Source organism: Pseudomonas citri, assembly GCF_025336485.1.
Lineage (GTDB): Bacteria > Pseudomonadota > Gammaproteobacteria > Pseudomonadales > Pseudomonadaceae > Aquipseudomonas > Aquipseudomonas citri.
On the sequence record NZ_JAODAB010000012.1, the window covers coordinates 14,353 to 39,887 of the forward strand.

General features: G+C 63.5%; 23 protein-coding genes and 1 pseudogene. 10 read left to right on the forward strand and 14 right to left on the reverse strand.

What is annotated here, in order from left to right; translation table 11 throughout:
• Positions 1 to 50: 50 nt before the first annotated feature.
• A complete protein-coding gene (locus tag N4Q37_RS14865) occupies positions 51 to 248 on the reverse strand; it encodes a heavy-metal-associated domain-containing protein (RefSeq protein WP_260958764.1) in 198 nt (65 codons plus the stop codon).
• Between the two features lie 148 nt (positions 249 to 396).
• On the opposite strand from N4Q37_RS14865, the gene N4Q37_RS14870 reads away from it, so the two are divergent.
• The 3 genes from N4Q37_RS14870 to cueR all read left to right on the forward strand — a co-directional run bounded on the left by N4Q37_RS14870 (position 397) and on the right by cueR (position 3,664).
• The gene (locus tag N4Q37_RS14870) at positions 397 to 780 is read left to right on the forward strand and encodes a hypothetical protein (RefSeq protein WP_260958765.1); all 384 of its coding nucleotides are present in this window, start codon (positions 397 to 399) and stop codon (positions 778 to 780) included.
• A gap of 92 nt (positions 781 to 872) precedes the next feature.
• Positions 873 to 3,266, forward strand: a complete 2,394-nt coding sequence (locus N4Q37_RS14875) for a heavy metal translocating P-type ATPase (protein WP_260958766.1) — start codon at positions 873 to 875, stop codon at positions 3,264 to 3,266.
• Positions 3,263 to 3,664, forward strand: a complete 402-nt coding sequence (cueR, locus tag N4Q37_RS14880) for a Cu(I)-responsive transcriptional regulator (protein WP_260958767.1) — start codon at positions 3,263 to 3,265, stop codon at positions 3,662 to 3,664. The genes N4Q37_RS14875 and cueR overlap by 4 nt, the downstream gene beginning before the upstream one ends.
• Positions 3,665 to 3,736: 72 nt before the next feature.
• Here the strand turns inward: cueR and N4Q37_RS14885 are convergent, their stop codons facing one another.
• On the reverse strand, positions 3,737 to 4,630 hold the full coding sequence (locus N4Q37_RS14885; RefSeq protein ID WP_260958768.1) for a PA4780 family RIO1-like protein kinase: 894 nt from the start codon (positions 4,628 to 4,630) through the stop codon (positions 3,737 to 3,739).
• Positions 4,631 to 4,840: 210 nt separating this feature from the next.
• A complete protein-coding gene (locus tag N4Q37_RS14890; RefSeq protein WP_260958769.1) occupies positions 4,841 to 5,632 on the reverse strand; it encodes an AraC family transcriptional regulator in 792 nt (263 codons plus the stop codon).
• Between the two features lie 79 nt (positions 5,633 to 5,711).
• Between N4Q37_RS14890 and N4Q37_RS14895 the strand changes: the two genes are divergently transcribed.
• Positions 5,712 to 6,740 carry a bile acid:sodium symporter family protein gene (locus N4Q37_RS14895; protein WP_260958770.1) on the forward strand — a complete coding sequence of 343 codons (1,029 nt, stop codon included), beginning with the start codon at positions 5,712 to 5,714 and terminating at the stop codon, positions 6,738 to 6,740.
• On the opposite strand, the pseudogene N4Q37_RS14900 reads toward N4Q37_RS14895, so the two are convergent.
• Positions 6,727 to 8,003: pseudogene (locus N4Q37_RS14900) on the reverse strand (acetyl-CoA C-acetyltransferase). The gene N4Q37_RS14895 and the pseudogene N4Q37_RS14900 sit on opposite strands and share 14 nt — an antisense overlap.
• 120 nt (positions 8,004 to 8,123) lie before the next feature.
• Between N4Q37_RS14900 and N4Q37_RS14905 the strand changes: the two are divergent.
• A complete protein-coding gene (locus N4Q37_RS14905) occupies positions 8,124 to 9,476 on the forward strand; it encodes a 3-oxoacyl-ACP reductase (protein ID WP_260958771.1) in 1,353 nt (450 codons plus the stop codon).
• Between the two features lie 2 nt (positions 9,477 to 9,478).
• Positions 9,479 to 10,333, forward strand: a complete 855-nt coding sequence (locus N4Q37_RS14910) for a MaoC family dehydratase (RefSeq protein ID WP_260958772.1) — start codon at positions 9,479 to 9,481, stop codon at positions 10,331 to 10,333.
• Between the two features lie 74 nt (positions 10,334 to 10,407).
• Here N4Q37_RS14910 and N4Q37_RS14915 read toward each other — a convergent pair whose 3' ends face one another.
• The 4 genes from N4Q37_RS14915 to N4Q37_RS14930 are packed head-to-tail and all read right to left on the reverse strand — an operon-like array spanning position 10,408 to position 12,668.
• A complete protein-coding gene (locus N4Q37_RS14915; RefSeq protein ID WP_260958773.1) occupies positions 10,408 to 10,965 on the reverse strand; it encodes a DUF4136 domain-containing protein in 558 nt (185 codons plus the stop codon).
• A 20-nt stretch (positions 10,966 to 10,985) separates the two neighbouring features.
• Positions 10,986 to 11,594 (reverse strand): DUF4136 domain-containing protein, encoded by a 609-nt coding sequence (locus N4Q37_RS14920; protein ID WP_260958774.1) that lies wholly within the window; start codon positions 11,592 to 11,594, stop codon positions 10,986 to 10,988.
• Between the two features lie 22 nt (positions 11,595 to 11,616).
• Positions 11,617 to 12,366 carry a methyltransferase domain-containing protein gene (locus N4Q37_RS14925; protein WP_260958775.1) on the reverse strand — a complete coding sequence of 250 codons (750 nt, stop codon included), beginning with the start codon at positions 12,364 to 12,366 and terminating at the stop codon, positions 11,617 to 11,619.
• The gene (locus tag N4Q37_RS14930; protein ID WP_003186192.1) at positions 12,363 to 12,668 is read right to left on the reverse strand and encodes a MazG-like family protein; all 306 of its coding nucleotides are present in this window, start codon (positions 12,666 to 12,668) and stop codon (positions 12,363 to 12,365) included. The genes N4Q37_RS14925 and N4Q37_RS14930 overlap by 4 nt, the downstream gene beginning before the upstream one ends.
• Positions 12,669 to 12,957: 289 nt before the next feature.
• Here N4Q37_RS14930 and N4Q37_RS14935 point away from each other — a divergent pair, with 289 nt between their 5' ends.
• Complete coding sequence (locus N4Q37_RS14935) at positions 12,958 to 13,251, forward strand: hypothetical protein (RefSeq protein ID WP_260958776.1); 294 nt, start codon at positions 12,958 to 12,960, stop codon at positions 13,249 to 13,251.
• Positions 13,252 to 13,277: 26 nt separating this feature from the next.
• Complete coding sequence (locus tag N4Q37_RS14940) at positions 13,278 to 14,627, forward strand: MATE family efflux transporter (RefSeq protein ID WP_260958777.1); 1,350 nt, start codon at positions 13,278 to 13,280, stop codon at positions 14,625 to 14,627.
• 4 nt (positions 14,628 to 14,631) lie between these two features.
• On the opposite strand, the gene N4Q37_RS14945 is transcribed toward N4Q37_RS14940, so the two are convergent.
• The 6 genes from N4Q37_RS14945 to N4Q37_RS14970 form a co-directional block, all read right to left on the reverse strand.
• Positions 14,632 to 15,429, reverse strand: a complete 798-nt coding sequence (locus tag N4Q37_RS14945) for a DUF4123 domain-containing protein (RefSeq protein ID WP_260958778.1) — start codon at positions 15,427 to 15,429, stop codon at positions 14,632 to 14,634.
• On the reverse strand, positions 15,426 to 16,730 hold the full coding sequence (locus tag N4Q37_RS14950) for a type VI secretion system Vgr family protein (protein WP_260958779.1): 1,305 nt from the start codon (positions 16,728 to 16,730) through the stop codon (positions 15,426 to 15,428). Before N4Q37_RS14950 ends, N4Q37_RS14945 begins: the two co-directional genes overlap by 4 nt.
• A 388-nt stretch (positions 16,731 to 17,118) precedes the next feature.
• The gene (gene speA, locus N4Q37_RS14955) at positions 17,119 to 19,032 is read right to left on the reverse strand and encodes an arginine decarboxylase (RefSeq protein WP_260958780.1); all 1,914 of its coding nucleotides are present in this window, start codon (positions 19,030 to 19,032) and stop codon (positions 17,119 to 17,121) included.
• 132 nt (positions 19,033 to 19,164) lie between these two features.
• Positions 19,165 to 19,536: a translation initiation factor Sui1 gene (locus N4Q37_RS14960; RefSeq protein WP_260958781.1), complete on the reverse strand. Its 372-nt coding sequence runs from the start codon at positions 19,534 to 19,536 to the stop codon at positions 19,165 to 19,167.
• Positions 19,537 to 19,705: 169 nt separating this feature from the next.
• Positions 19,706 to 20,263 carry an NUDIX hydrolase gene (locus N4Q37_RS14965; RefSeq protein ID WP_260958782.1) on the reverse strand — a complete coding sequence of 186 codons (558 nt, stop codon included), beginning with the start codon at positions 20,261 to 20,263 and terminating at the stop codon, positions 19,706 to 19,708.
• Between the two features lie 3 nt (positions 20,264 to 20,266).
• The gene (locus N4Q37_RS14970) at positions 20,267 to 21,334 is read right to left on the reverse strand and encodes a DUF2333 family protein (RefSeq protein ID WP_260958783.1); all 1,068 of its coding nucleotides are present in this window, start codon (positions 21,332 to 21,334) and stop codon (positions 20,267 to 20,269) included.
• A gap of 516 nt (positions 21,335 to 21,850) precedes the next feature.
• On the opposite strand from N4Q37_RS14970, the gene N4Q37_RS14975 reads away from it, so the two are divergent.
• Together N4Q37_RS14975 and N4Q37_RS14980 are read left to right on the forward strand one after the other, a co-directional pair.
• On the forward strand, positions 21,851 to 23,515 hold the full coding sequence (locus N4Q37_RS14975) for a PleD family two-component system response regulator (RefSeq protein ID WP_260958784.1): 1,665 nt from the start codon (positions 21,851 to 21,853) through the stop codon (positions 23,513 to 23,515).
• Between the two features lie 51 nt (positions 23,516 to 23,566).
• On the forward strand, positions 23,567 to 25,513 hold the full coding sequence (locus tag N4Q37_RS14980; protein WP_260958785.1) for a methyl-accepting chemotaxis protein: 1,947 nt from the start codon (positions 23,567 to 23,569) through the stop codon (positions 25,511 to 25,513).
• Positions 25,514 to 25,535: the final 22 nt, after the last annotated feature.

Below are 25,535 nucleotides of genomic sequence, written 5' to 3' on the forward strand. Positions count from 1 at the left end.
GGGCCAGGCGCGCTTGAACATTCCGATAGGTCGCTAACTATTAAAAGATTTCAAACGGGGCTGACCTCATAGCCCTCTTCCTTGATGATCTCGACCACCGCATCCGGCGCCAGTGAACTCTGCACCTGCACGGTCCTGGCGCCTAGGTCGACCTGCACCTGAGCCGCCGAATCCCGGGCCTGTACAGCCTGGGTGATGGCTTTGACGCAATGGCCGCAGGACATACCTTGGACATTGAATGTTTGCATGGGATAACTCCTGGTGAGTGGGGTTGCCGGCAGCTTCAGGCTTGCCATCATGGCAAGGTCAAGTTCTGCCGATTACTGCCGGGCTGGCATTCGCCGCCGCGCTCGGCCAAGCTGCACACATCGAGGATTCCACACCGGAGGTTCAGCCATGCGCTGGTCAGCGTTCAGCCTGTTTTGCATGCTTGGTTTTTCAGCGATAGTCCCCCAGGCACCGGCCGCTGGCGAAGACTACGGCGTGCTGATCATTTCCCGCGAGCGCCTGGAAGTGGCGACCAATTGCGAAATCGGCATCTACATCCAGGACCAGCTCTCGGCCAGGCTGTTCCAAGAGACCAGCACCTCCTTCAACCTGCCGGCGGGCCGGTTTTCCCTGCGCCTCAAGTTGCTACCGGGCCAGGCGCCAGGCTGCAACCCCGGCATGCTCGCACCAGGTTCCCAGGACATCACGCTCAAGGCCGGGGACATCTTGAAGTTCCGCATTGCCATGAATGAACAAGGTCTCTACCTGAAGCCGGCAGGACTGGGTTACTGATACCGTTTGCAAAGGCACTTTTTGATTGGTGCTTGACCTTGCCAGCATGGCAAGGTTGATCCTGTGGTCATTCACTACAGGGAGCCTGAGCGATGTCTGAATCCAGCACTTTCGACCTGCCGATCGCCGGCATGACTTGCGCCAGTTGCGCAGGCCGGGTCGAGCGCGCCTTGAGCAAGGTCACCGGCGCACAAGCCGTCAGCGTGAACCTGGCCACCGAACAGGCGCGCATCCAAGCCCCCGCGGATAGCCTGCCCGCGTTGGTGCAAGCCGTGGAACAAGCCGGCTACAGCGTCCCCATGCAAACCCTGGAGCTGAAGATCGACGGAATGACCTGCGCCTCCTGTGTCGGCAGGGTCGAACGCGCACTGGGCAAAATCAATGGGGTGCGCAGCGTCAGCGTCAACCTTGCCAACGAACGGGCGCACTTGGAGTTACTCGGCCCGGTCGATCCGCAGACCCTGATCGATGCCGTCAAGCGCGCCGGCTACGACGCCAGCGTCTGGCAGGCCGAGCAAGCCCACGACGAGCGGGACACCCGCCTGGGCCGTGAGCGCCTGGCACTCGTCCTGGCGATCGTGTTGTCCGTGCCACTGGTGGTGCCGATGGTGTTGCAGCCCTTTGGCGTGCACTGGATGCTACCAGCCTGGGTCCAGTTCGCCCTGGCGACGCCGGTGCAATTCATCTTTGGGGCGCGCTTCTATGTCGCGGCCTTCAAGGCCGTGCGCGCCGGGGCTGGCAACATGGATCTGCTGGTGGCCCTGGGCACCAGCGCCGGTTACGGCCTGAGCGTTTATGAATGGGTCATCGCCCGTCCGGGCAGCATGCCGCACCTGTATTTCGAAGCGTCAGCCGTGGTGATCGCCTTGGTCTTGCTGGGCAAATACCTGGAAAGCCGCGCCAAGCGACAGACCGCCAGCGCCATTCGCGCCCTGGAAGCCCTGCGGCCGGAACGGGCGATCCAGATGATCGATGGTCAGGAACGGGACGTTGCCATCAGCGCCCTGCGCCTGGACGACCTGGTACTGGTCAAGCCCGGCGAACGCTTTCCGGTGGACGGCGAAGTCGTGGAGGGCCAGAGCCATGCCGACGAAGCGCTGATCAGCGGTGAAAGCCTGCCGGTGCCCAAGCAGCCTGGGGACAAGGTCACCGGAGGGGCGATCAACGGCGAAGGCCGACTGTTGGTGCGCACCCAGGCGTTGGGCACCGAGACAGTCCTGGCACGGATCATCCGCCTGGTGGAAGACGCCCAGGCAGCCAAGGCTCCGATCCAGAAACTGGTGGATAAAGTCAGCCAGGTCTTCGTGCCGGCGGTACTGGTCTTGGCCTTGGCAACGCTGATCGGCTGGTGGCTGTACGGCGCACCGCTGGAAACCGCGTTGATCAATGCCGTCGCCGTGCTGGTGATCGCCTGCCCCTGTGCCCTGGGCCTGGCGACACCGACAGCGATCATGGCCGGCACCGGCGTGGCCGCGCGCCACGGGATCCTGATCAAGGACGCCGAAGCACTCGAACGCGCCCATGAAGTCGACACGGTGGTGTTCGACAAGACCGGCACCTTGACCTCCGGCACCCCGCGCATCGCACATCTGCATGCCTTGGACGGCAACGAAGACGCCCTGCTGCAAATGGCCGGCGCGCTGCAGCGTGGCAGCGAACACCCTCTCGCCAAGGCCGTGCTGGACGCCTGCACCGAACGAGGTCTTGAAGTGCCGCCGATCAGCGACAGCCAATCGCTGACCGGGCGTGGCATCGCCGGTAGTCTCGATGGCCGCCGCCTGGCCCTGGGCAATCGGCGCTTGCTCGACGAATTGGGCCTGGCCCCCGGCACGCTGGCCGAGTCGGCACAGGCCTGGGAAACCGAAGGTCGCACTTTGTCCTGGTTGATCGAACAAGACGCAACGCCTCGGGTATTGGGCCTGTTCGCCTTTGGCGACACTCTCAAGCCCGGCGCTCTCGCGGCCGTGCAGGCGCTGGGGGCACGACACATCGGCAGCCACCTGCTCACCGGCGACAACCGCGGCAGCGCCCGGGTCGTGGGCGAGGCATTGGGGATCACTCACGTGCATGCCGAGGTGCTGCCGGGCGACAAATCGGCCACGGTGCTCGAACTGAAGAAAAACGCGGTGGTGGCCATGGTGGGCGACGGGATCAACGATGCCCCGGCCCTGGCGGCTGCGGACATCGGCATCGCCATGGGTGGCGGCACCGACGTGGCGATGCATGCCGCCGGTATCACCCTGATGCGCGGCGATCCGCGACTGGTGCCCGCGGCGTTGGACATCAGCCGCAAGACCTACGCCAAGATCCGCCAGAACCTGTTCTGGGCGTTCGTCTACAACCTGATCGGCATTCCCCTGGCGGCGTTCGGCCTGCTCAACCCGGTATTGGCCGGCGCGGCCATGGCGCTGTCGAGCGTCAGCGTGGTGAGCAATGCGTTACTGTTGAAGTTCTGGACACCCCAGCCGTTGGAGGACAAGCGATGAACATCGGCCAAGCGGCCCGTCAGAGTGGTCTGAGCGCGAAAATGATCCGCTATTACGAGTCCATCGGCTTGCTCAAGGCGGCCCATCGTACCGACAGTGGCTATCGGATTTATGGCACCGATGACCTGCACACCCTGGCCTTCATCAAGCGCTCCCGTGACCTGGGGTTTTCCTTGGAAGAGGTCGGCAAACTGCTGACCCTCTGGCAAGACCGCCAGCGGGCCAGCGCCGACGTCAAGGCCCTGGCCCGGCAACACATCGACGAACTGAACCAGAAAATCCGCGAACTGGCCGAGCTGCGCGACACCTTGCAAGACCTGGTGGAACACTGCCATGGCGACCATCGCCCGGACTGCCCGATCCTCAAGGAACTGGCGTCGGGGTGTTGCCAGAATTGACCCTGACCTCCGCCCTGAGGGCTGGGTTTGTAGTACCAAAAAACCCGGCCCAGGCCGGGTTTCTCTAATCGCTCACTGCATCCACGGTGGCGGTGGTTCTTCGGTCTTGCCCGGTGGGGCATCGGCGGCGACGCGCATCGCCTGGCGGCGTTCTTCGTCACGGCGTGCGGCTTCGATCTCGCGCATGACGCCGCCGACATCCGCCAGCGCCTGTGGCTCATCGAACTCACCGGTCAATACGCTGGCCGGATGCAGGCTGCCGGCTTCGTACAACTTCCACATTTCCTTCGCGTAGCGGGTGTGCTTGAGTTCCGGGGCAAAACGGCCAAAGTAGGACGCCATGTTGCCCACGTCCCGCTCCAGCATGCTGAACGCGTGGTTGTTACCCGCGGCATCCACCGCTTGCGGCAGATCGATGATCACCGGGCCATCGGGCCCGAGCAGCACGTTGAACTCCGACAGGTCACCGTGCACCAGACCGGTACACAGCATCAGCACGATCTGGGAAATCAGGAACGCGTGGTATTCGCGCGCCTGATCCGGCTCCAGTACCACATCGTTCAGGCGCGGCGCCGCGTCACCGTATTCGTCGGCCACCAGTTCCATAAGCAATACGCCTTCAAGGAAGTCGTACGGCTTGGGCACGCGCACACCGGCGTTGGCCAGGCGGAACAACGCCGCCACTTCGGCGTTCTGCCAGGCGTCTTCGGCTTCCTTGCGCCCGAACTTCGAGCCCTTGGCCATGGCCCGGGCCTGACGGCTGTTGCGGACCTTGCGGCCTTCCTGGTATTCGGCCGCCTGACGAAAACTGCGCTTGTTCGCCTCCTTGTAGACCTTGGCGCAACGTAGCTCTTTGCCACTGCGCACCACATAAACAGCTGCTTCTTTACCACTCATGAGTGGCCGCAGCACCTCGTCGACCAGACCGTCCTCGATCAGGGGTTCAATGCGTTTTGGAGTCTTCATCAGCTTTTATTGTGGGACCTTTATTACCGAACACGCGAATGACAGTCGTTATACGGCAATCCTCCTCCCACGGGGAGGGGTTGCCGACCTATGAACCGGCAATGCACACACTGTGCCGGGATGAATCGAACGAACCGAATCATAGCCGAGACCGGTCGTGGCATTGGGAATTGAATGCGCCGGTATTTTGCGACAAGCGCTGACGGGTATTCAGTGCTTGAACAATTCTCCCGGGGTGAAACCAAACATCCCCTTGAACGCCGCGATGAAAGCCGACGTCGAATCGTACCCACAGGACAGCGCCGTGCTGGTCACGCTCTCGCCCTCCTCCAGCGCCCCCAGCGACGATAACAAGCGCATGCGCTGGCGCCAGGCGCGGAAGCTCAGGCCGGTTTCGCGCTGGAACAAGCGCATCAGGGTCTTTTGCGACGTCCCCAGACGCTCCGCCCAGGCTTGCAGGGTCACGCTCTGCTCAGGCCGGGCGATCAGTTCGTTGCACAGTTCCAGTAAACGCCCATGGCGAGGCAGCGGCAGGGAAAACCCCACTTCCGGCAGCGTTGCCAATTGGTCCAGCAGCACCTGTACCAACCGTGCTTCCTGGCTTTCGCCCTGTGGATAATTCGCCGGGAACTGGCAAAAGACCTTGATCAACTCCCGGGCCAGTGGCGTGACTTGCAGTACCCGGCAACGCTCATCTGCCCACGGGCAGGCTTCGCGACGGACATACAGGCTGCGCATTTCCGCCCGGGTGGAGGTCACGACCTGGTGTTCCAGGCCAGCCGGAATCCAGATACCCCGCTGGGGCGGCGCAAAAAAACTGCCCGCCGCGGTGTGTACACCAAGCACGCCGCTGATGGCATAGGAAAATTGCACCCAGTCATGACGATGGGCCTGTGTCCACGAACCTGCGCTCAAGCTTTCGACACGGGCATACAGCGGCCGGGGCAATTGCGCCAGGTCGGGAATGCGTCGTTCGAGCTGCTGCTGTCCATTAGTCGGCATTGATTGGCCTTATGTCGCAAGACGTCTATTAGGCACGACGTTAGGCTAAGTCGACTTTTCTTACAAATACCGGTGCCCCATGCATGTTTTCAGACACCTCAAACGCCTGGCGACCGACTGGTTCTTGTGCGGCATGTTGCTTGCCACGCTGCTGGCCTACCTCTTTCCACGTTTTGGCGCCAGCGGCGGCGCGATGCATGCCGAATGGGTCGTCAATATCGGCATCTTCGTGGTGTTCTTCCTGCACGGCGTCAACCTGTCCGGCGAACAGATCCGCCACGGCTTGAAAAACGTCCGGCTGCACCTGATGGTGCAGGGCTTTACCTTCGGCGTGTTCCCATTGATCTGGCTGCTCGCCAGCGTGGCAATCGGCAACCACGTGCCGTCGTTGTTGATGCTGGGGTTCTTCTACCTGTGCGCCCTGCCTTCGACCATATCCTCCTCGGTGGCCCTGACCGGCAGCGCGGGCGGCAACGTGCCGGCGGCGATTCTCAATGCGAGCCTGTCCAGTGTGCTGGGGGTTTTCCTGACGCCGCTGTTGGTCAGCTTCGTCGTCGGGCGCGGTGCCGGTGGCATCGACCTGGGTTCGACCTTGATCGATCTCTGCCTCATGTTGCTGCTGCCGCTGGTGCTCGGGCAGTTCCTGCGGCGCTGGCTGGCCGGCTTTTTCGGGCGATACAAGCGCTATACCAGCGTCATCGACAAACTGGTGATCCTGCTGCTGGTCTACGCGGCGTTCTGCAACTCGATGGTTTCCGGCATCTGGCAGCAACAGGGTAACGGCGTGCTTTTCAGCGCGGTACTGGGCAGTGCCGTGCTGCTGGCCGTGATCCTCTGGTCGACCACTCGCACCGCCCGCGCCTTGCAATTCAACAGCGCCGATGAAGTCGCCGCGGTGTTCTGTGCCAGCAAGAAATCCCTCGCCGCCGGCGTACCGATGGCCGCGCTGATCTTTGGCAATCACCCCGGCCTGGGGCTGATCCTGCTGCCCATCATGATTTACCACCCGTTGCAGTTGATCGTCTGCTCGATCCTGGCCGAGCGCTACGCCAGTCGTCGCCGCACGCAAGCCACTGGCCAGGACAAAGCGCTCCTTAACGCTCGATGATCGCCGTCACGCCCTGGCCGGCGGCGGCGCAGATGGAGATCAGCCCGCGGCCCCGCCCGGCGGCATCGAGCAGCTTGGCAAGGTTGGCGACAATGCGCCCGCCCGTGGCGGCGAACGGGTGGCCGGCGGCCAGGGAACTGCCTTTCACGTTCAAGCGGCTGCGGTCGATGGCCCCAGCGGCGCGTCGAGGCCCAGGCGGGTCTTGCAGTAGTCCGGATCCTCCCACGCCTTGAGGGTGCACAACACCTGGGCGGCGAACGCTTCGTGGATCTCGTAGTAATCGAAGTCCTGCAAGGTCAGGCCATTACGCGCCAGCAACTGCGGCACGGCGTAGGCCGGCGCCATCAGCAACCCTTCTGCACCATTGACGAAATCCACCGCCGCCGTCTGGCCGTCACGCCAATACGCCAGGATCGGCAGGCCACGGGCCTTGGCCCACTCTTCGCTGCCCAGCAGCACCAACGAGGCGCCATCGGTCAGCGGCGTGGAATTGCCCGCTGTCATCGTGCCCTTGGCGCTTTTTTCGAAGGCCGGCTTGAGGGAAGCGAGTTTTTCCAGGGTCAGCTCCGGGCGCAGGTTGTTGTCCCGGGTCAGGCCGAGAAACGGCGTGATCAAGTCGTTCTGCCAGCCTTCGGCGTAGGACGCGGCCATTTTCTGGTGACTTTCCAGGGCCAACCGGTCCTGTGCTTCTCGTGGGATCTGCCAGGTCTGGGCCATCAGCTCGCAGTGTTCGCCCATGTTCAGGCCGGTGCGCGGCTCGTTGATCCGCGGCAACAGCGGCACGAGGTGGTGGGGGCGCAATTGCAGGAATGCCTTGATCTTCTCAGCGGTCGTCCGGGCGCGGTTAGCTTGCAGCAGGATCCGCCGCAACCCTTCGTTGATGGCGATCGGCGCGTCCGACGTGGTGTCCACGCCGCCGGCAATGGCACTGTCGATCTGGCCCAGGGCAATCTTGTTGGCGACCAACAGCACCGTCTCCAGCCCCGTGCCACAAGCCTGCTGCACATCGTAGGCCGGGGTGCTGGGCGACAACCGTGAGCCGAGCACGCATTCGCGGGTCAGGTTCATATCCCGGGAAAACTTGAGCACGGCGCCGGCGGCCACCTCACCGATGTGCAAGCCATGCAGGTTGTAGCGTTCGATCAGCCCCTCGAGCGCGGCCGTCAGCATCGCCTGGTTGCTGGCGGTGGCGTAGGGCCCGTTGGAGCGGGCGAAGGGAATGCGATTACCACCGATGATCGCGACGCGACGTAGCTGTGCCATGAAGACTTCCCCGTATAGGTACGAATGTGCCAAAGACTAGCTTAGGCTTTATCTCGCAGATCGAACGACCGATCGCCAATCATGGTCCACACTGCAACCTCATCAGTGGGAGGGTGTTTCATGTCAGACCGTTACATAGATTTCGCCAACTCAGCCCTGGGCCGGCGCATGGTCGGGTCCCTTGGCCTTCCAGCGCCAGCACGCCTGGAACGCTGGCAGGCCGGACGGCTGCGGCCGATCGAAGGCGCCCTGCTGTTGGGCGGCGGAGCGCTGATCGAACACGTCGGCACGTTCGCCAAGCGCCTGACCGACGCAATCTTCATCTACGGTGGCGAGCCGACGCTGGCCACTGAGTGGATTCCCGGCCACGGCCCGAAAATCAAGGCCGTGGTGTACGACGCCAGCCACCTGGAGCAGGTCGATCAGCTCAAGCAGTTGCGTGAATTTTTCCAGCCGCTGATGAAAAACCTCGACCGCAGTGCCCACATCGTGATTCTCGGTCGCGCTCCGCAAAGCCTTGCCGATCCATTCGCCGCCAGTGCCCAGCGTGCGCTTGAAGGGTTCAGCCGTTCCCTGGCCAAGGAGTTGCGCCACGGCGGGACGCTGCAACTGCTGTACGTCGGCGACGGCGCGCAAACCCAATTGGAAGGCGCGTTGCGGTTTTTCCTGTCACCCAAGAGCGCCTTCGTGTCCGGGCAGGTCCTGCGCCTCACTGCCTGTGACGTCCAGGTCCAGGACTGGACGCGACCGCTCACCGGGCTCAAGGCGTTAGTCACCGGCGCCGCCCGCGGCATCGGTGCCGCCATCGCCGAAACCCTGGCCCGGGATGGCGCCGATGTGATCCTGCTGGATGTCCCGCCAGCCAAGTCCGACCTCGAGGCTTTGGCCGCACGCCTGGGCGGGCGTAGCGTGACCCTGGACATCTGCGCCGAAGACGCCTCCACCCAGTTGATCGAACACTTGCCGAGCGGTATCGACATCGTGGTGCACAACGCCGGCATCACCCGGGACAAGACCCTCGCCAACATGACCCCGGAGTTCTGGGACGCGGTGCTGGCAGTCAACCTCAATGCCCCGCAAGTGTTGACCAAGGCCCTGCTCGACAGCGGCACCCTGCACGACAACGGCCGGGTGATCCTGTTGGCGTCCATCAGTGGCATCGCCGGCAACCGTGGCCAGACCAACTATGCGGCGAGCAAGGCCGGCTTGATCGGCCTGGCCCAGGCCTGGGCGCCGGTTTTGCAACCCCGTGGGATCAGCATCAACGCCGTGGCGCCGGGCTTCATTGAAACCCGCATGACCGCCGAGATCCCCTTCGCCCTGCGCGAAGCCGGGCGGCGCATGAGTTCGCTGGGCCAGGGCGGGCTGCCCCAGGATGTCGCCGAAGCCGTGGCCTGGCTCGCCCAGCCGGGCACCGGCGCCGTCACCGGGCAAGCCCTGCGGGTGTGCGGGCAAAGCCTCCTGGGGGCATGACCATGACAATCCAATGGCATGAGGTCCACAGCGCGCCGAGCATGTCCGGGCTGTACGTGAAAGCGGCGACGCGGCGCAGGGTCACCGGCAAGACCTTGCCCGAGGACGGTCTGCGCCAGATGCTCCAAGTCGATCAACAACGCCTGGCGGCGTATCGCACCGTCTGTGGTTTCTCTGAAAACGGGCTGCTGCCACCGACCTACCCCCACGTCCTGGCGTTCGCCCTGCAAATGCAATTGCTCACCGCCCGGGATTTTCCTTTCCCGCTGCTGGGGCTGGTCCATTTGAGCAACCGCATCCGTGTGCTGCGCCCCATGGGTGGGATCAGCCAGGTGCGGGCCAGTGTCCATGTCGAGAACCTGCAGCCCCACCCCAAGGGCGCGGTGTTCGACCTGGTAACTCACCTGGATGATCAATTGGGACCGCTATGGCAAGCCTGGAGCCAGATGCTCTGCAAAGGCGTTCAGCTGGACGGCACGCCTGTGGACGCCCCACCGCCGACCGACCTGGCATTGGCCGAAGTGGCCCACTGGACGGCAGCGGCTGACATCGGTCGGCGCTATGCCAAGGTGTCCGGCGACTACAACCCGATCCACCTGAGCGGCCCCAGCGCCCGCCTGTTCGGCTTCCCCACCGCCATCGCCCACGGCCTGTGGAACAAGGCCAGGACCCTGGCGGCACTGGAGGACCGGCTGCCCGACGCCAACCTGGAAATCGGCGTAACCTTCAAGAAACCCGTGCGTCTGCCTAGCGAAGTGACCCTGCTGGCGAGTGCGGCGGGGTCCAGTGGCAATTTGCGGTTGGTGGGGGCGGGAGAGTTGGAGCACATGGTGGGGAGTTGGGGGCCGGTTGCCTGAACCGGGCCCCAATCCCTGTTTGTGAAGCCTGTGGGAGCAAGCTTTGCCCCCACAGCTCCCATAGGTTTGATTCATTATCGCGGAGGATAGTTGGCCAGGATCCGCGCCACCGTCTCGCGCACGGCGGTGCTGCGCTCATTCGGATTGGGTGAGCTGCTGAGCAGTTGTTCATCGCTGCCTCGCCACACCAGCTTGCCATCCTTGCCATCGAGCAGATCGATCTGCAGCGTGGCGACCTTGTAACTGACGTTGCGGGTTTCGTTGTACATCGGCCCGCCCCAATAGCCATTCCAAGGGCCGCCCCAACCGCCGCCGTAATTGGTCGTCACTTGCTGCTGGCGGTCTTCGACAATCAGGTAGGCCTGGACCAGCACATCGCCCCGCCCACCCGCCGCAGCCGGACGCAGGCCGCGTTGGTCGAGCTGGTCGGCGACCGCCTGGCGGATCCGCTGTTCGGTCAGGTCGCTCTTGATGCGCGGATCGTCGGGGCGATATTGCAGTGCCGGGTCTTTCCAGCTCCAGCTGCGATAGGCCGCGAAATCACGGCTGGGGTCAAAGTCATGGTTGACCAGAGTATTGGCACAGGCGCTGAGCAGCACTGCAAACGCCAGTAGGACAAGACGGCGAAACATGGTGGTTCTCCGTTACGTGATCAACTTGGCGGATAAGCCGAGAGGGCTTTTTCCACCGCCTCGCGAATGGCATCGGTGCTATCGCCCTGCTTGCCACGCTGGCCGGTCTCGGCGCTGGAACTCCACACCGGCTGCCCCGTGCTGGCATCGAACAGGTCTACTCGCACCACCACGACCTGCTCCTGATACGTACGCACCATCGGCACCGTGTTGTACATGCCATAACCTGGGCCGTAGCGGTTGTAGCCACCGTAGTAACCTGCATCATAGTCTTCCCGGACCTGGCGCACGCGGGTTTCCAGGCGCAGGTCGGCGCTGACGAACAGGTCCGCTGGCCGGTTGTCATGCAGGGGGCGCAGGCCGCGCTGGTCCAAGGCGTTGCTCACCGCTTCGGCGACCTGGGCCGAGTCCGCCCAGGCGGTCCCCGCCGGCATTCGGCCATTGAGCCAGGCCCAACTGCGGTAGCGCCCATAATCACGGGGCGGTGCCGGGTAGGCGCTGCGATCGAACACCGTGGCGGCCTCGGGCGGTGCCGGCGGCAGCGGATTAGACGTGGCCACGTACGGGTTGCTGCCCTGGCAGGCGGCCAACCCCAAGCACAACAGCAACACCCCTGAACGACCTTTCATTTCACTCTCCGATTGCGCTGGATCAGAGCGGACGACAGACCCAATGCAGATAACGCCCCAGCCCGGCAAACGCCGGATGGCGACGGTGCGCCAGTTCCATTTCCAGCAACTGCGCAAGCTCTGCGCGGGCCTGGAACTCCACCGGCATGTAGTCGTGGAAAACCCGCACGCCACTCTGGCTTTCGACCTGCCACAGACCTTCAAGTTGCGCCGCCAATTCCCGCGGATCAAGGGGTTGTTGCGGCGTCAGGCTCTGTTTTTCACCGGCCATGTCGTTCTTGCGCAACTTGCGAAAATGCCCTTTCAGCAAGTTGCGGTAGACCAGTGCATCGCGGTTGTAGAACGCCAGTGACAGCCAGCCACCGGGGACCGTGAGCTGATGCAGCACCGGCAGGATCGCGTGGGGTTCGGCCAACCACTCCAACACCGCGTGACACAGCACCAGGTCATAGCGCTCGGTGAGCTGGCCGGGCAGTTCCTGCCATGGCGCCTGGATGAACGTGGCGCTCTGCCCCGCCTCGGCGAAGCGTTGGCGGGCGCCCTCGAGCATCGGTTCGGCCGGTTCGGCCAGGGTCACCTGGTGCCCGCGCTCGGCCAGCCACAACGACATGTGCCCCAGGCCGGCGCCGATGTCCAGAACCCGCAACGGGCGCTCCGGCAGCGCTTCCAGCAGATCGGCCTGCAGCACCGCCAGACGGATCGCGCCCTTGGCCCCACCGTAGATCTTTTCGGCAAAACGCGTGGCGAGCTGATCGAAGTGACGGTCGCTCATTGGCCGAACCGCCGTTCGCTGTCAGCCAGTTTGCTGCGCACCACAGCGTCCATGTCCAGCCCGAGTTCGCTGCACAACAGCAACAAGTACAGAACGATGTCACCGACCTCCTGCCCGGCATGGGCCAGCTTGTCGGCCGGCAGTTGGCGCGACTGGTCTTCGGTCAGCCACTGGAAAATCTCCACCAGCTCAGCCATTTCCACGCTGGCGGCCATGGCGAGGTTCTTCGGGCTGTGGAATTGCCGCCAATCGTTACGGTCGCGAATGGCGTGCAGGCGCTCGGTCAGTTCAACAAGGTTCATTGGGGTCTCCTAGGCTCTGTACAAAAAGCCTTGAGACGAAGGTCAGGCAAGGCGAAAACAGGCGAGGAAGCGGAGTGTACTGGAGTACATGAGCATTGCGAGGCTGTTTTCAACGCAGCATGAACGAGTATCAAGGCTTTTCGTACAGAGCCTAATGCGCGTAGCTTCGGGGGGATACTCGGGGAAGGCAAGTGTCTCGATACGAAGCGGCGTTTTCCCCCATAATCGAACGTTCGCGGCGCCAACGGCTCCTACAATCAAGAACGCCGCCCCCCATCAGGATGCAAACATGCAGGTAGATAGTTTTTTCGAATGGCTCGGCCAGGCACTCGGTTCGGTGATCCGCTTCATCGTCGACCTGCTCAGCGGCCTGTTCAACACCCTGGCCAATGCCGGCGGCAACTTCATCGACGGCCTGTCGCGCACCTTGGGCATGGACACGTCGATCATCAGCATCGTCACGCTGATCCTCGGGCTCATGCTGCTGTACTCGGCCATCCGCGCGTTCATGCGGGCGTCGATCGTCATGGGGATTATCTGGCTGGTGCTGGGGTTGTGGTTGTTGAGTTGGATTATTCACTGAAGCGCTCCATCCAGGAGCCCCGCCGCATGTCCAACCTGATCACCGCCTGGCGCGATCGCCTCACCCATCGCCGGGTCTGGGCACTGGCTGCCCCGATGATTCTCTCGAACATTTCCGTGCCGCTGGTGGCGCTGGTGGACAGCACCGTCATCGGCCATTTGCCTCACGCCCATCAACTGGGCGCCGTGGCGGTCGGGGCCAGTTTGTATACGGTGCTGGCGTGGGCCATGGGTTTCCTGCGCATGGGCTCCACCGGGTTCGCCGCCCAGGCCGCCGGGCGAGGTGACGGGGCGGCGTTGCGGCAAGTGCTGTTGCAGGGTCTGCTCCTGGCGATGGGGTTGGCGGCGGTGCTCGGCGCAGTCGGCGTGCCGTTGAGCGACGTGGCGTTGCACCTCATGCAGCCCTCCGCCGAACTCAACCAGTTGACCCGCGACTTTTTCCACACCCGGCTCTTCGGCTTGCCAGCGGCGCTGGCCAGCTACGCGCTGGTGGGCTGGTTCCTCGGTGCCCAGAATGCCCGGGCGCCGCTGGCGATCCTGCTGGTCACCAACCTGGTGAACATTGCCTTGAACCTGTGGTTCGTGATCGGCCTGGACTGGGGAGTGATCGGCTCGGCCCGGGCCTCGGTGGTCGCCGAATGGACCGGAGCCCTGGTGGGATTGGCCCTGGCCCGCAAAACGTTGCAGGCATGGCCCGGGCAGATTGCCTGGGCGGCCTTGGGCGCATGGCAGAACTGGCGCCCGCTGCTGGCGGTGAACCGCGACATTTTCATTCGCAGCCTGGCGCTGCAAGCGGTGTTTTTCCTGATTACCGTGCAAGGCGCGCGCCTGGGAGACGCGACCGTGGCCGCCAATGCCTTGCTGCTCAACGGCCTGCTGCTGACCGCCCACGCCCTCGACGGCCTGGCCCACGCGGTCGAAGCGCTGTGCGGTCACGCCATCGGCGCTCGCGACCGTCAGGCCCTGCGCTGTTCCCTGGTGGTGGCCGGTGGCTGGTCGCTGATCGCCAGCGTCGGGTTCGCGCTGTTGTTCATGCTGGCCGGTCACCTGTTCGTCGAGCTGCAAACCAACATCGCCGATGTGCGTGACACCGCTTACCACTACCTGCCGTACCTGGCAGCCCTGCCATTGATTGCGGTGTGGAGCTACCTGTTGGACGGCTTGTTCATCGGCGCCACCCGCGCCCGGGAAATGCGCAACGGCATGCTGCTGGCCCTGCTGCTGGTAGCCCCCTTCGCCTGGGCGCTGCAAGGGTTGGGCAACCACGGACTGTGGCTCACCTTCCTGCTGTTCATGGCCCTGCGCAGCCTGACCCTTGGGGCCATCGCCTGGCGTTTGCAGCGCGGCGACCAGTGGCTCGGTGCGCACGCGCCATGAACGTTCAACCTTGATCGCCCTGCCATAACCGCCGCAGGTGCTCGAGGTGTTCGCCTTGCGACGCGCCCTTGAATCCTGGCACCGGGCTAGCGTTGGGGTACTGCAGGCGTAGCCATAACCAGCCGTCGAGCACCGCCTGCTCGGTAAACCCCAACGCCAGCCCTTGCTGCAAGTAGTCCCAGAGCAATCGATAGTCACGACCAGTGGAACGTGCCCATTGCCAGGTGTGGCGCTCCAGCAGGCATTGCTGCAACCGCAGTTGCTGTCGGTCGCTGAGGCTGTGCTCGTTCTCCAGCGCCGGTACCGCCAGCCCCGGATTGGACAGTTGCTGCCAACCCTGGCTGCCGGCCGCCCGGTCGCTCCAGGTGCCGCCGAACCAGCGCAGCAAGCTGATCGGGCCCAGCCAGCAACTGAGTTCCCCAGCATCGCAACCGTCGAAGAAATAGCTGGCGGTGTGCGGGTTGTAGTAATTCACCAAGGCCCGGTGATGTGGGCCAAGCGTCACCGTGAGCATGCGTCGAAGGTGCGCCAGCAGTTGCCCGACGGGCGCCGCGCTCCCGAGCAGCAACCCCGGCCAGGCAGCGGCATCCAGGTGACACAGGCTCGCCAGCGCCGGCGCTGGCCGAAGGTCCACCAGTAGCGGACCGTGGGCCCTCAACCCGTGCCACTCGGTACCCTCGAACAGGGCAAAGCGCGGGGCCTGGGCAAATTGCTCCTGCAACCGTCGCGCCGCTGTCGGCGCACCGGGTACGTCGAGCAGCAACCATTGAGGCGTGGGCCCTGGCACGACCGCCCCGCTCATGGCGCACTGCCCGCGCCGTGTCGGGTGAGCAGGCGGCAGGTGCACACGGGTTGGGTACAGGGGCTGAAACGACCGCCTCCGGGGACCAGGCACAACAGGACCAGCGGTTCGCCCTGGCGGATCGCGGACAACAAGACCGGGTCGACCTCGTTGGCAAATGTCTCGCTGGAAATCGAGTCATCCACCTCCTCGGCAACGGCCGGCACGTCGAGGAAGGCACTGATCACCGGACGATCCGGGTCGCCCTCGACAAAACTCACCAGCACCTCGGTGCCTTCATCGATGACCTCAGGCCCACCGCTGGACAGTCCGCGTGCCAGCGGCAGCCAACAGTGACCGGGACTGGCGCCTTCACCTTGGTAGGTCCAGTCGAACTGCACCGCCACATGCCCGGCCCTCGGTGCCGCCGGCTCCGGCACCCTCACCACCCAGCCACGTTGCCGACTCGCCATGCGCGGCTTTGCCGGGACCTTGTCGGCAACGAAAAGGGCACCCGCAGGGATGGCCGAAAACCTGTTGCCGTACTCCCCGGCGTGGCCACGATGCTCGACCTTCGTCAACAACCAGCGCCGGTTCCAACCGGCGAAAGGATGGGCCGTCAGCGACAGCGTCCGGCCACTGCGCAGATGCGCCAGGTCGCTATGCCCCTGGGCGAGCTGAGCGCCCGAGGCGGCGGTTCGCACACGAAAGGCCTGCACCCCGTTCCCCTGCCCCGGGCCCGTGGACAGCACCTCGCCAAGCGCTGGAAAATGCTCGACGCTGTCGGTGAAAACCACGCAGTGCCCACCCCGGGCGTGCTCGAAGTGAAAGTGAATGCCCGCCTCGGCACACACCCGGCGCAGGAACTGCAGGTCCGATTCCCGATACTGGGTACAAAAGTCCCGCGGCGGATAATCCCCCGTCAGGTCCAGGCACAGGTGGCGGCCACGGATGCCATGCTCCTTGAGCACCTGGCGGATGATCTGCGGCACCGAACGGGCGCTGAATACCCGCTGGCTGAAGCGCTGCGCCAGGCAGGCCAGCCTTGGCCCGATGCGCACCCGGCAGCCGGCGCCATGGCACGGCTGGACAAGCTCGTGAAGCTGCCCATGGATGCCCCGGCCCGAACCATCGAAGCTCAACCAGACGCTGCGGTACAACAGCCCCGACAGGTCCAGGGTCGCGTCGCGAATCAGCAGTTGCACTTCAAAAACGAACGGTTCGTCGATGGCTTCGCTACCGGTGAAGGCCACGACGACAAAGGGCTCGGGCAGACCGGCTATCTGCAGACGAAAGGATGGCTCGCAGGCTGGATCGGACATCGGCGTTGCTCTACAGGAGGGGCGGTCGGGGATTCTCGCCGAGAGCCATGGCCGAGTAGAGGGTCGAAGTACAAGTTCGGAAAGGGACTACATGATTTAAGGACGCTGCCGGTTAAATGGGCTGCGTTGCCGAAAAAACGGCCGATATAAATAAAAGCGCCCTTCAAGACTATCGGAAGAAGCCTGCAACTTGCGCAGTCGTTTCTGACAGATCCAGAGGGCAACGCGAATTGTTGGGAAGACGGACACAGTGGCGAGGGCGCTTGCTCCCGCAGGGCGGCGAAACAGCCTGTTGGTGAGTGCCGCGCACTCAAGCGGGAGCAAGCTCCCTCGCCACGGAACTCATGCAGCCTCAAATGCCCCCTGGTTGCAGGGGGCACCGGGTTCATCAGGAAGACAGGTACGACGAACGCGTCAACCCCAACCGCAGCGCATCGAGGAACTGGGTGCGCTCGGCGGTGCTGATGCGGGCGCTGGCGCACTTGTCGCGGTAGTGAGTCATCAACTCCTCCGGCGACAGGTGCACGTAGCGCAGCATGTCCTCGATGGTGTCGTGGGTCTCGATACCGGCGTGGTACACGCTGCCATCGGCGTTCTGGTAGATGTTCACCGAGTCGGTGTCACCGAACAGGTTGTGCATGTCGCCGAGGATTTCCTGGTAGGCGCCGACCAGGAAGATACCCAGCAGGTAGTCCTCGCCCGACTTGAGCCCGTGGACCGGCAGGCTGGTCTCGATGCTCTGCTCGTCGACGTACTGCTTGATCTTGCCGTCGGAGTCGCAGGTCAGGTCTTGCAGCACGGCACGGCGCAGCGGCTCTTCGTCCAGGCGATGCAACGGCAGGATCGGCAACACCTGGCCGATGGCCCAGGTATCCGGCAGGCTCTGGAACACCGAGAAATTGCAGATGTACTTGTCGGCCAGCTTGTCGTTGAGTTCGTCCAGCACCTGGCGATGGGAACGCTGGCGGGCCTTCAGGGAGTTGTGCAGGCGCCGGCACACGGCGAAGTAGCACTGTTCGGCCAGGGCTTTTTCGGCCAGGGTCAGTTTGCCATCGGCGTACTGGGTGGCCACGTCGCTCATGTAGTGGGTGGCGCGCCAGTAGGTCTCGGTAACCATCTCGATGTCGGTCGGGCCCAACAGGTCGACCAGCCACTGTACGGTTTCCGGCAGTTGCTCTTTGTTTTCGATCGCCGGCACTTCGTCGTTGTGCTTCTCGACGTCGGTCACCTGCACCACCAGCATCGCGTGGTGGGCCGTCAGCGAGCGGCCGCTTTCGGAAAAGATGTGCGGGTGCGGCAGGCTCTGGGCATCGCAGAATTCCTTGAGCATGCCGACCACGACACCGGCATAGTCATCCATGTCGTAGTTGATCGAGCTGGCATTGCGCGAATGGGTACCGTCGTAGTCCACGCCCAGGCCGCCGCCGACGTCGATGTGGTCCACTGGCAGGCCGAGGTTGCGCAGCTCACCGTAATAACGGATCGCTTCCTTGAAGCCGTGCTGGTAGTCCGCCAGGTTGGCGATCTGCGACCCCATGTGAAAGTGCAGCAGGCGAATGCCCTGGTCCAGGCCGGCGTCACGGAAGCGCTCGACCACCGACAGCAACTGGGCAGCAGACAAGCCGAACTTGGACTTCTCGCCACCGGTGTCGGCCCACTTGCTCGACGCCAGGGACGACAGGCGCACCCGCAGGCCAACCTGTGGCTTGACCTTGAGCGAGGCCGCTTCTTCGATGACCAGGCCGACTTCGGACTCTTTCTCGATCACGATGAACACGTTATGACCGAGCTTCTGGCCCATCAGCGCCAGGCGGATGAACTCGCGGTCCTTGTAACCGTTGCAGACGATGGTCCCGCCCTTCGGTGCCAGGGCCAGCACGGCCAGAAGCTCAGGCTTGGAGCCAGCTTCCAGGCCGATGGAAACGTTCTGGGTGGCGATGATGTTCTCGATCACCGCTTCCTGCTGGTTGACCTTGATCGGATACAGCGCGGTGTACTTGCTCTGGTATTCCAGGCGCGCGATGTTGCTGTCGAACGCACCGGTCAACTGACGCACACGGTCTTGCAGGATGTCGGGGAAGCGCACCAGCAAGGGCAGCGACAGGCCGCTCTGACGCAACTGTTCGACTTGCTCGAACAGGTCGATGGGCGAGCTGCCGGGGCCGTTCGGACGAACTTCGACGCGACCGGCATCATTGATCGCGAAATACCCGGCCCCCCAATGACGAATCCCGTAAACACTGCGGCTGTCCGCAACTGTCCATTGGCTGCCATCGTCTTTGCGTGTGCGTCGTACGGACATCGAAGTCCCCTATAAAAAAGAAGTCAGAAACTCACCATCCCGTCGGAGGCTGGCGCAGTCTAGAGAGTGAAAATGACGAATTGTCTGTCAGCAAGGTAGACCCTGCCCCCAGCGATGAGTTTAGAAACCCGTTCAGCCGCCGGATTTCTTCGCCTTGAAACCGTGCCTGACCAATTCGGCCAGCAGCAGTTCGACGTGATCGCCCTGGATCTCGATGATGCCGTCCTTCAGCGCGCCACCGGTGCCACAGCGTTTTTTCAACGTCGTGGCCAACTCCTTGAGCGCGTCTTCGGCCAACGGCACGCCGGTGATCGTGGTCACCGTCTTGCCGCCACGCCCCTTGCTTTCACGGCGCACGCGGGCGATGCCATCTCCGGCGGGGATGACGGTTTGTTTGCAGATGCAGGCATCCACCGGTTGACGGCAACCAGGGCAATGACGACCGGCGTCGGTAGAAAATACCAGGCCGCCCAGGGCGGCAAAGGATGCGGCTTTTTTGGCCACCGGCAATCCTCTTGGGAGGACAAAGACTGGTCGGGGTGCAAAGAGCCTCGACCGCGAAACCCCACTCAGGCAGGGGCAGCGCTACTGGACCGCAGACGTCGGTCCAGCTTGAAAAGGCGCGCAGTGTAACGGCAAACCATCGACTTGCTAAGAGCCAATCGACGTCAATTTATAGCTTCTTTGCGACGTCGCCGCCATGAACCCGTAAATAGCGCTCGAGGGCCGCCAGAGAGTCCGGGCAATAAGGCTTGCGCTGGATTTCATCGAGCACCTGTTCGAGGGGCAGGAAACGCGCTTCGAGGACTTCTTCAGGTTGCAGGACCAGCGGGCCATCCCACACCGCCGAGAAGGCCGAGCACCACAGCCGACTGCCGGGGTCTTCGAAATAGAAATGGTCGTGGGCGGTCAGCTCCACACCGCTCACGCCCAACTCCTCCGCCAGCTCACGGGCAGCCGACTCGGCGTAGGTCTCGTCCGCCTGCACCATGCCACCCGCCGCCACGTCCCAGAAACCGGGATAGATGGCCTTGCTCAGGGTTCGCCGGTGCACACACAGTTCCCCGGCCGAATTGAACAGCATGATGTAGCTGCCGCGTCCGATCAGGCCGCGCTCGCGCAGGTCCGCGCGCACCAGGCTGCCGAGCAGATTGTCGTGCTCATCGACCCAAGCGATCAGCTCGGCATCCGAGGCCGCTCGGTGAGCGACCTCCCGGGAACGCTCGTCCATGGATCAACCCTGGTTCAGCAACTGCCGCAAATCGATCACTGCGGCGTTGGCCCGGGAAATGTAGTTGGCCATCACCAACGAGTGGTTCGCCAGGACGCCGAAGCCGCTGCCGTTGAGAATCATCGGGCTCCAGACCGCTTCCTGGGACGCTTCCAGTTCCCGAATGATCTGGCGCACGCTGACCGTGGCGTTCTTTTTCGCCAGCACATCGGCGAAATCCACCTCGATGGCACGCAGCAGATGCGACAGCGCCCAGGCCTGGCCGCGGGCTTCATAGAACACGTTGTCGATTTGCAGCCAAGGGGTCTCGACCACTTCTTCGTCCACCTGCGGCACCTGGCCCGGGGCCGGGACTTCGGTTTTCAGCGAGGTATTGAGCTTGACCCGGCCCACGCTGGCCGACAGACGCTGGGACAGCGACCCCAGGCGAGTGCCGACGTCGCCCAGCCAGTTATTCAGGTTATCGGCACGGGCATAGAACAGCGCGCTCTTCTGGTTCGGGTCGGACAGGCGCGCCTGATAACGGCTCAGGGAATTGATGCCTTCCTGGTACTCGGACTCACTGGAGGGCAGCACCCAGCTACGGTTGTCGAAGTTGAAACGCGGTTCGGCCTTGGCCAGGTCAGCGTCCTCGGCAGACTGGGACTGGGACCGGGCGAAGTCCTTGCGCAAGGCACGGCTCAGGTCGCGGACCTGCACCAGCACGCCATATTCCCAGCTCGGCATGTTGTCCATCCACAGGCCCGGCGGGAAACGGTCGTTGGAAATGTAGCCACCCGGCTTGGTCAGCAGCGTCCCGGCCACCGTCTTCAGGGTCTCGACCGTGGTGTAGCCCACCACCATTTGCCGGCCATCCTTCTCGGCCGCCGCCTGGGCATTGTGCTGGACCGGGAACAGCGCAGGCTCCTGGCTCCAGTACCAGCCGACAGCGATGGTCACCAGCAGATACAAGCCAATCAGCGTGCCCAATGCGCGGCTGAAAAACAGCCCACCCAGGTAGCTGCGGGTGTCCGACTTCGGTTCGGCGGCACGTTCAGGCGCACTGCCCGCGCGGTTTTTCCAGTCCAGCATGGCGATTTCCCTTCAATCACTTGAGTTCACGATTCGACCATAACCCTACGCTTTAGTACGAAAAGTCGCCGAGCGGCGATCAGGCAAGGCGAAAACAGGCGAGGAACGGCCGGGGTCGCGCCCGACTGTACTGGAGTACATGAGCATTCCGAGCCTGTTTTCAACGCAGCATGATCGCCGCGCAGGCACTTTCCGTACAAAGCCTACGCCATCGTGCCTGATTTGAAACGCAATAATACGGCGCCAATCATGCCGGCCGCGACAGGCCAATCGAACACTCACTATAAAGGAAGCGTCGCCATCGGCCTACGAGACTGACCGGTCACAAACTGAATAGCACGACTGTGCAGATTATTGACGTACGACACTGGTGGACATGAAAAGAGGTGCTAGCATAGAGCCACCAGTCGACTTCAGAATGCACCTGATGGCCTGTACGGTTAATTCAAGCATTCAAATGGCGCCGAAGTTGAGTGCTTGAATTAGCCACACAGGCCACTAACTAGTAGTCAGGATATGACCGAGCCAGAAGACCCCAGCCGTGAGCGCCTCAAGCACCACTTTGCCCAGCGGGTAATTCATCAGGCTCGCCAGATCCTGGAGATATGGCAACGCCTGCAACGCAGCGAGTGGTCGAGCACCGATCTGTCGGAACTCAGCGAAGCCAATCTGCGCCTGCTGCGCTTCGCCGAGCGCTTCGAACAGCCGGAACACTCCCAGCTTGCCCAGGGCATCAGCCAGTCACTGCAAGCGGTGGACGCCAATCGCGGGCGCCTGAGCAGCCACCTGATCACCGAAATCAATCGCCTGATGCAGCGCCTGTCGCGCACCGGCCTGCGCCATGGCGACCAGCTCGAACAAACCTTCCTGCCACCGCTGCGCAAACCTGTTTATGTGCTGCTGCAAGACCATGACCGCGCCGAGCGCTTGGCCAAGCAACTGGAATTTTTCGGCCTCAGTGCCCAGGCACTGGACAGCGTGGCGGCTTTCCGGTCATCGATGGTCGAGCGCTTGCCGGCGGCGATTGTCATGGACGTGGACTTCAGCGGCCCCGGCATCGGCCTGAAGCTGGCCGCCGAAGCCCAACAGGGCCTGGACCAGCCTTTGCCGCTGCTGTTCTTCAGCCTGCTGGAAACCGACACCCCGACACGCCTGGCCGCCGTGCGCGCCGGTGGCCAGGAATTCCTCACCGGCACCCTCGAGGCTTCAAGCCTGTTGGAAAAAATCGAGGTGCTGACCTGCGTCGCCCAGTACGACCCCTACAAAGTGCTGATCATCGACGATTCCCGCGCCCAGGCCTTGCACACCGAGCGCCTGCTCAACAGCGCCGGCATCGTCACCCGCACGCTGATCGAGCCAATCCAGGCCATGGCCGAGCTGGCGGATTTCCAGCCTGACCTGATCATCCTGGACATGTACATGCCGGCTTGCACCGGCACGGAACTGGCCAAGGTGATCCGCCACAATGACCGCTACGTCAGCGTACCGATCATTTACCTGTCCGCCGAAGACGACCTGGACAAGCAGCTCGACGCCATGAGCGAAGGTGGCGACGACTTCCTGACCAAGCCGATCAAGCCCCGGCACCTGATCACCACCGTGCGCAACCGCGCGGCGCGGGCCCGCAACCTCAAGGCGCGCATGGTGCGTGACAGCCTCACCGGACTGTACAACCACACCCATATCCTGCAACTGCTTGAAGATTGCGGTTTCCGTGCCCGTCGAGAAGGCAAGCCGCTGAGCTTCGCGATGCTGGACATCGACCATTTCAAGCGGGTCAACGACAGCCATGGCCATCCCATGGGCGACCGGGTGATCAAGAGCCTGGCGCTGTTTCTCAAGCAGCGGCTGCGCAAGACCGACTTCATCGGCCGCTACGGCGGCGAAGAGTTCGCCATCGTGATGCCCGATACTGACATCGAAGCCGCCTGCAAGGTGCTGGACGAAATCCGCCAGCGCTTCGCCGAGATCCATTACCCGGCCCAGCCCCATGACCTGTGGTGCACCTTCAGCGCGGGCGTGGTGCAGATGAGTGAAGAGTCCGACAGCCTGATGATGGCCAGCCAGGCCGACGAGGCGCTGTATCGCGCCAAGCACGCCGGACGCAACCGGGTGCAAAGCGCGCGACAGCAAAGTGCCACTTTTTCATCGAATTCCACCGATTCGGTCATAAACATGTAATGCAAACGCAATAAATTCAGGCGCTTACGATACTGCCCCGGTAGGCCCACGATGCGCCTGAAGCTGCTGACCAATCTCAACACCCTTCTTTTAGTGACTGTTTGCCTGGGCCTGGGTGCCACCTTGTGGTGGTCACAGGTGGCCCTGGAACGCCCTTACCTATTGATGGAACGCTACCTGGGCCTGTCGCGACAGTTCCAGGCCGAGGTGGCGCGCAACATCGAGGATTATCTGGCCAGCGGCGACGCCTTGCGCCTGAACGGCGCGACCCAGGCCCTCGAAACCTTGCAGAATGACCTGGACCAGTTCCCCCCGGAACTGGCCAAGACACTGCGCCCGAGCCTGTCGAACCTCGATGGCTTCAGCAAGACCGACTTGCTGGCGGCCGGCAAACTGGCCGGCGACCCGCAGGCCCTGTTGTTGCAAGCCGAGCGTGAACTGGGCGCCCAGCTCGATCAGCTGGCCCGGTACGCCAATGGCGCCCCGGCGTACCTGCCGCCATTGTTCGCCGCTTCGCAGCACTTGGGCAGGTTATCGCTGGCCCGGGACAAATTGGTCAGCAGCGGTCGCAGCGAGCTGGCCGCCGACGTCGAACGGGAACTGGCCAGCATCCGCACGGAGGCCGAACGCCTGGACGGCCTGCCGCTGCTGGGTGTGACGACCAGCAACGCAACCGGCAGCGATGATTTCGCCGCGCTGATGGGCCTGCAATCCGAGGAGAAAACCGTCAGCGAAGATGCCGGCATCGCCCTCAAGCGCGAGCTCAACAGCTTGCTCGGGCGCTATCCCGCAGAGCTCGCCCGGACCCGCGAACTGATTCAGAAACGCACCGAGTTGAGCAACACGACCCACCTGAAAACCGCCGACGTGCAACAAGCGATCGATGCCATGGAACCTGCGGTCCGAGCCCAGCATGGGCGGATCCAGAGTGAGGTGCGCTTGATCCAGGGCCTGATGATCGGCCTGATCCTGCTGATCGCGCTGCTGATCGACACCCTGCAACGGCGCCTGGCCCGGACCTTGACCCAGCTGGCGCCGGCCTTGTCGACTTGGGCCGAAGGGGATTTCAGCCGGGACATCCAGGTCGGCGCCAGCAACCGCGAGCTGAAAGACATCGAGGCGTCACTCAATCGCCTGCGCGCTTATCTGGTGGACCTGGTAGGCACTATCCGGGTGAACGCCGAACAGGTCGCCGGCAGCAGCCGGGCCCTGGCGGAGTTAAGTGGCGAGCTGCACAGCGGCGCCGAAGACCAGGCCGACGACACCGCGCTGATCCGGGACTCCCTCAGCGAGCTGGAGGCGACCATCCAGCAGGTCGCCGGCGACGCCAGCCAGGCAGCCGACGCCAGTCGCAGCGCCGGGCAGGCGGTGGAGCAAGGGCAGAAAGTCATCGGCCTGAGCCTCACGGGTTTGCACGCCTTGGTGGGCGAAGTCCAGGGCAATGCGCAAATGATCGAGCAGTTGGCCGAGGAGTCCGCCACCATCGGCGGCGTGCTGACGGTGATTCGCTCGATTGCCGACCAGACCAACCTGCTGGCCCTCAACGCCGCCATCGAAGCCGCCCGCGCCGGGGAAATGGGTCGTGGCTTTGCCGTGGTGGCCGAGGAAGTCCGCTCCCTGGCCCAACGCACGGCCGGCGCCACCGCTGAAATCCAGGCTTTGATCGCCCGCCTGCAACTGGCCGCGCGCCAGTCCGTAGACGGCATGCGCGCCCAGGTCGAACACGCCGAGGCCACCGCCAGCCAGGCGCAAGCGGCCGACGGCGCGCTGGACGAGATCGTCGGCGCCATCCAGACCATCTCCGACACAGCCGTGCGCATAGCCGACGTCACCGCCCAACAAAGCGGCGCCGTCAGCGAAATCCGCGATCACAGCGAACGGATCCACCAACTGGGCGGGGATAACCTGCTGCGCATCGGCCAAGGGCGGGAACAGGGCGACAACCTGCTGGTGCTGGGGGGACGGTTGCATACAGCGGTGCAGGCGTTTCGGGTGTGATTTCAGCCACGGCCATCCCTAT

Excerpts from the sequence above, each read along its gene's own strand:
- N4Q37_RS14970 (WP_260958783.1), bottom strand. The coding sequence starts at position 21,334 with ATGCTGGACTGGAAAAACCGCGCGGGCAGTGCGCCTGAACGTGCCGCC.
- N4Q37_RS14965 (WP_260958782.1), bottom strand. The coding sequence starts at position 20,263 with ATGGACGAGCGTTCCCGGGAGGTCGCTCACCGAGCGGCCTCGGATGCC.
- N4Q37_RS14870 (WP_260958765.1), top strand. The coding sequence starts at position 397 with ATGCGCTGGTCAGCGTTCAGCCTGTTTTGCATGCTTGGTTTTTCAGCG.
- N4Q37_RS14905 (WP_260958771.1), top strand. The coding sequence starts at position 8,124 with ATGTCAGACCGTTACATAGATTTCGCCAACTCAGCCCTGGGCCGGCGC.
- N4Q37_RS14935 (WP_260958776.1), top strand. The coding sequence starts at position 12,958 with ATGCAGGTAGATAGTTTTTTCGAATGGCTCGGCCAGGCACTCGGTTCG.
- N4Q37_RS14895 (WP_260958770.1), top strand. The coding sequence starts at position 5,712 with ATGCATGTTTTCAGACACCTCAAACGCCTGGCGACCGACTGGTTCTTG.
- N4Q37_RS14980 (WP_260958785.1), top strand. The coding sequence starts at position 23,567 with ATGCGCCTGAAGCTGCTGACCAATCTCAACACCCTTCTTTTAGTGACT.
- N4Q37_RS14890 (WP_260958769.1), bottom strand. The coding sequence starts at position 5,632 with ATGCCGACTAATGGACAGCAGCAGCTCGAACGACGCATTCCCGACCTG.
- cueR (WP_260958767.1), top strand. The coding sequence starts at position 3,263 with ATGAACATCGGCCAAGCGGCCCGTCAGAGTGGTCTGAGCGCGAAAATG.
- N4Q37_RS14910 (WP_260958772.1), top strand. The coding sequence starts at position 9,479 with ATGACAATCCAATGGCATGAGGTCCACAGCGCGCCGAGCATGTCCGGG.
- N4Q37_RS14975 (WP_260958784.1), top strand. The coding sequence starts at position 21,851 with ATGACCGAGCCAGAAGACCCCAGCCGTGAGCGCCTCAAGCACCACTTT.
- N4Q37_RS14885 (WP_260958768.1), bottom strand. The coding sequence starts at position 4,630 with ATGAAGACTCCAAAACGCATTGAACCCCTGATCGAGGACGGTCTGGTC.
- N4Q37_RS14920 (WP_260958774.1), bottom strand. The coding sequence starts at position 11,594 with ATGAAAGGTCGTTCAGGGGTGTTGCTGTTGTGCTTGGGGTTGGCCGCC.
- N4Q37_RS14875 (WP_260958766.1), top strand. The coding sequence starts at position 873 with ATGTCTGAATCCAGCACTTTCGACCTGCCGATCGCCGGCATGACTTGC.
- N4Q37_RS14950 (WP_260958779.1), bottom strand. The coding sequence starts at position 16,730 with ATGTCCGATCCAGCCTGCGAGCCATCCTTTCGTCTGCAGATAGCCGGT.
- N4Q37_RS14940 (WP_260958777.1), top strand. The coding sequence starts at position 13,278 with ATGTCCAACCTGATCACCGCCTGGCGCGATCGCCTCACCCATCGCCGG.
- N4Q37_RS14865 (WP_260958764.1), bottom strand. The coding sequence starts at position 248 with ATGCAAACATTCAATGTCCAAGGTATGTCCTGCGGCCATTGCGTCAAA.
- N4Q37_RS14945 (WP_260958778.1), bottom strand. The coding sequence starts at position 15,429 with ATGAGCGGGGCGGTCGTGCCAGGGCCCACGCCTCAATGGTTGCTGCTC.
- N4Q37_RS14930 (WP_003186192.1), bottom strand. The coding sequence starts at position 12,668 with ATGAACCTTGTTGAACTGACCGAGCGCCTGCACGCCATTCGCGACCGT.
- speA (WP_260958780.1), bottom strand. The coding sequence starts at position 19,032 with ATGTCCGTACGACGCACACGCAAAGACGATGGCAGCCAATGGACAGTT.
- N4Q37_RS14915 (WP_260958773.1), bottom strand. The coding sequence starts at position 10,965 with ATGTTTCGCCGTCTTGTCCTACTGGCGTTTGCAGTGCTGCTCAGCGCC.
- N4Q37_RS14925 (WP_260958775.1), bottom strand. The coding sequence starts at position 12,366 with ATGAGCGACCGTCACTTCGATCAGCTCGCCACGCGTTTTGCCGAAAAG.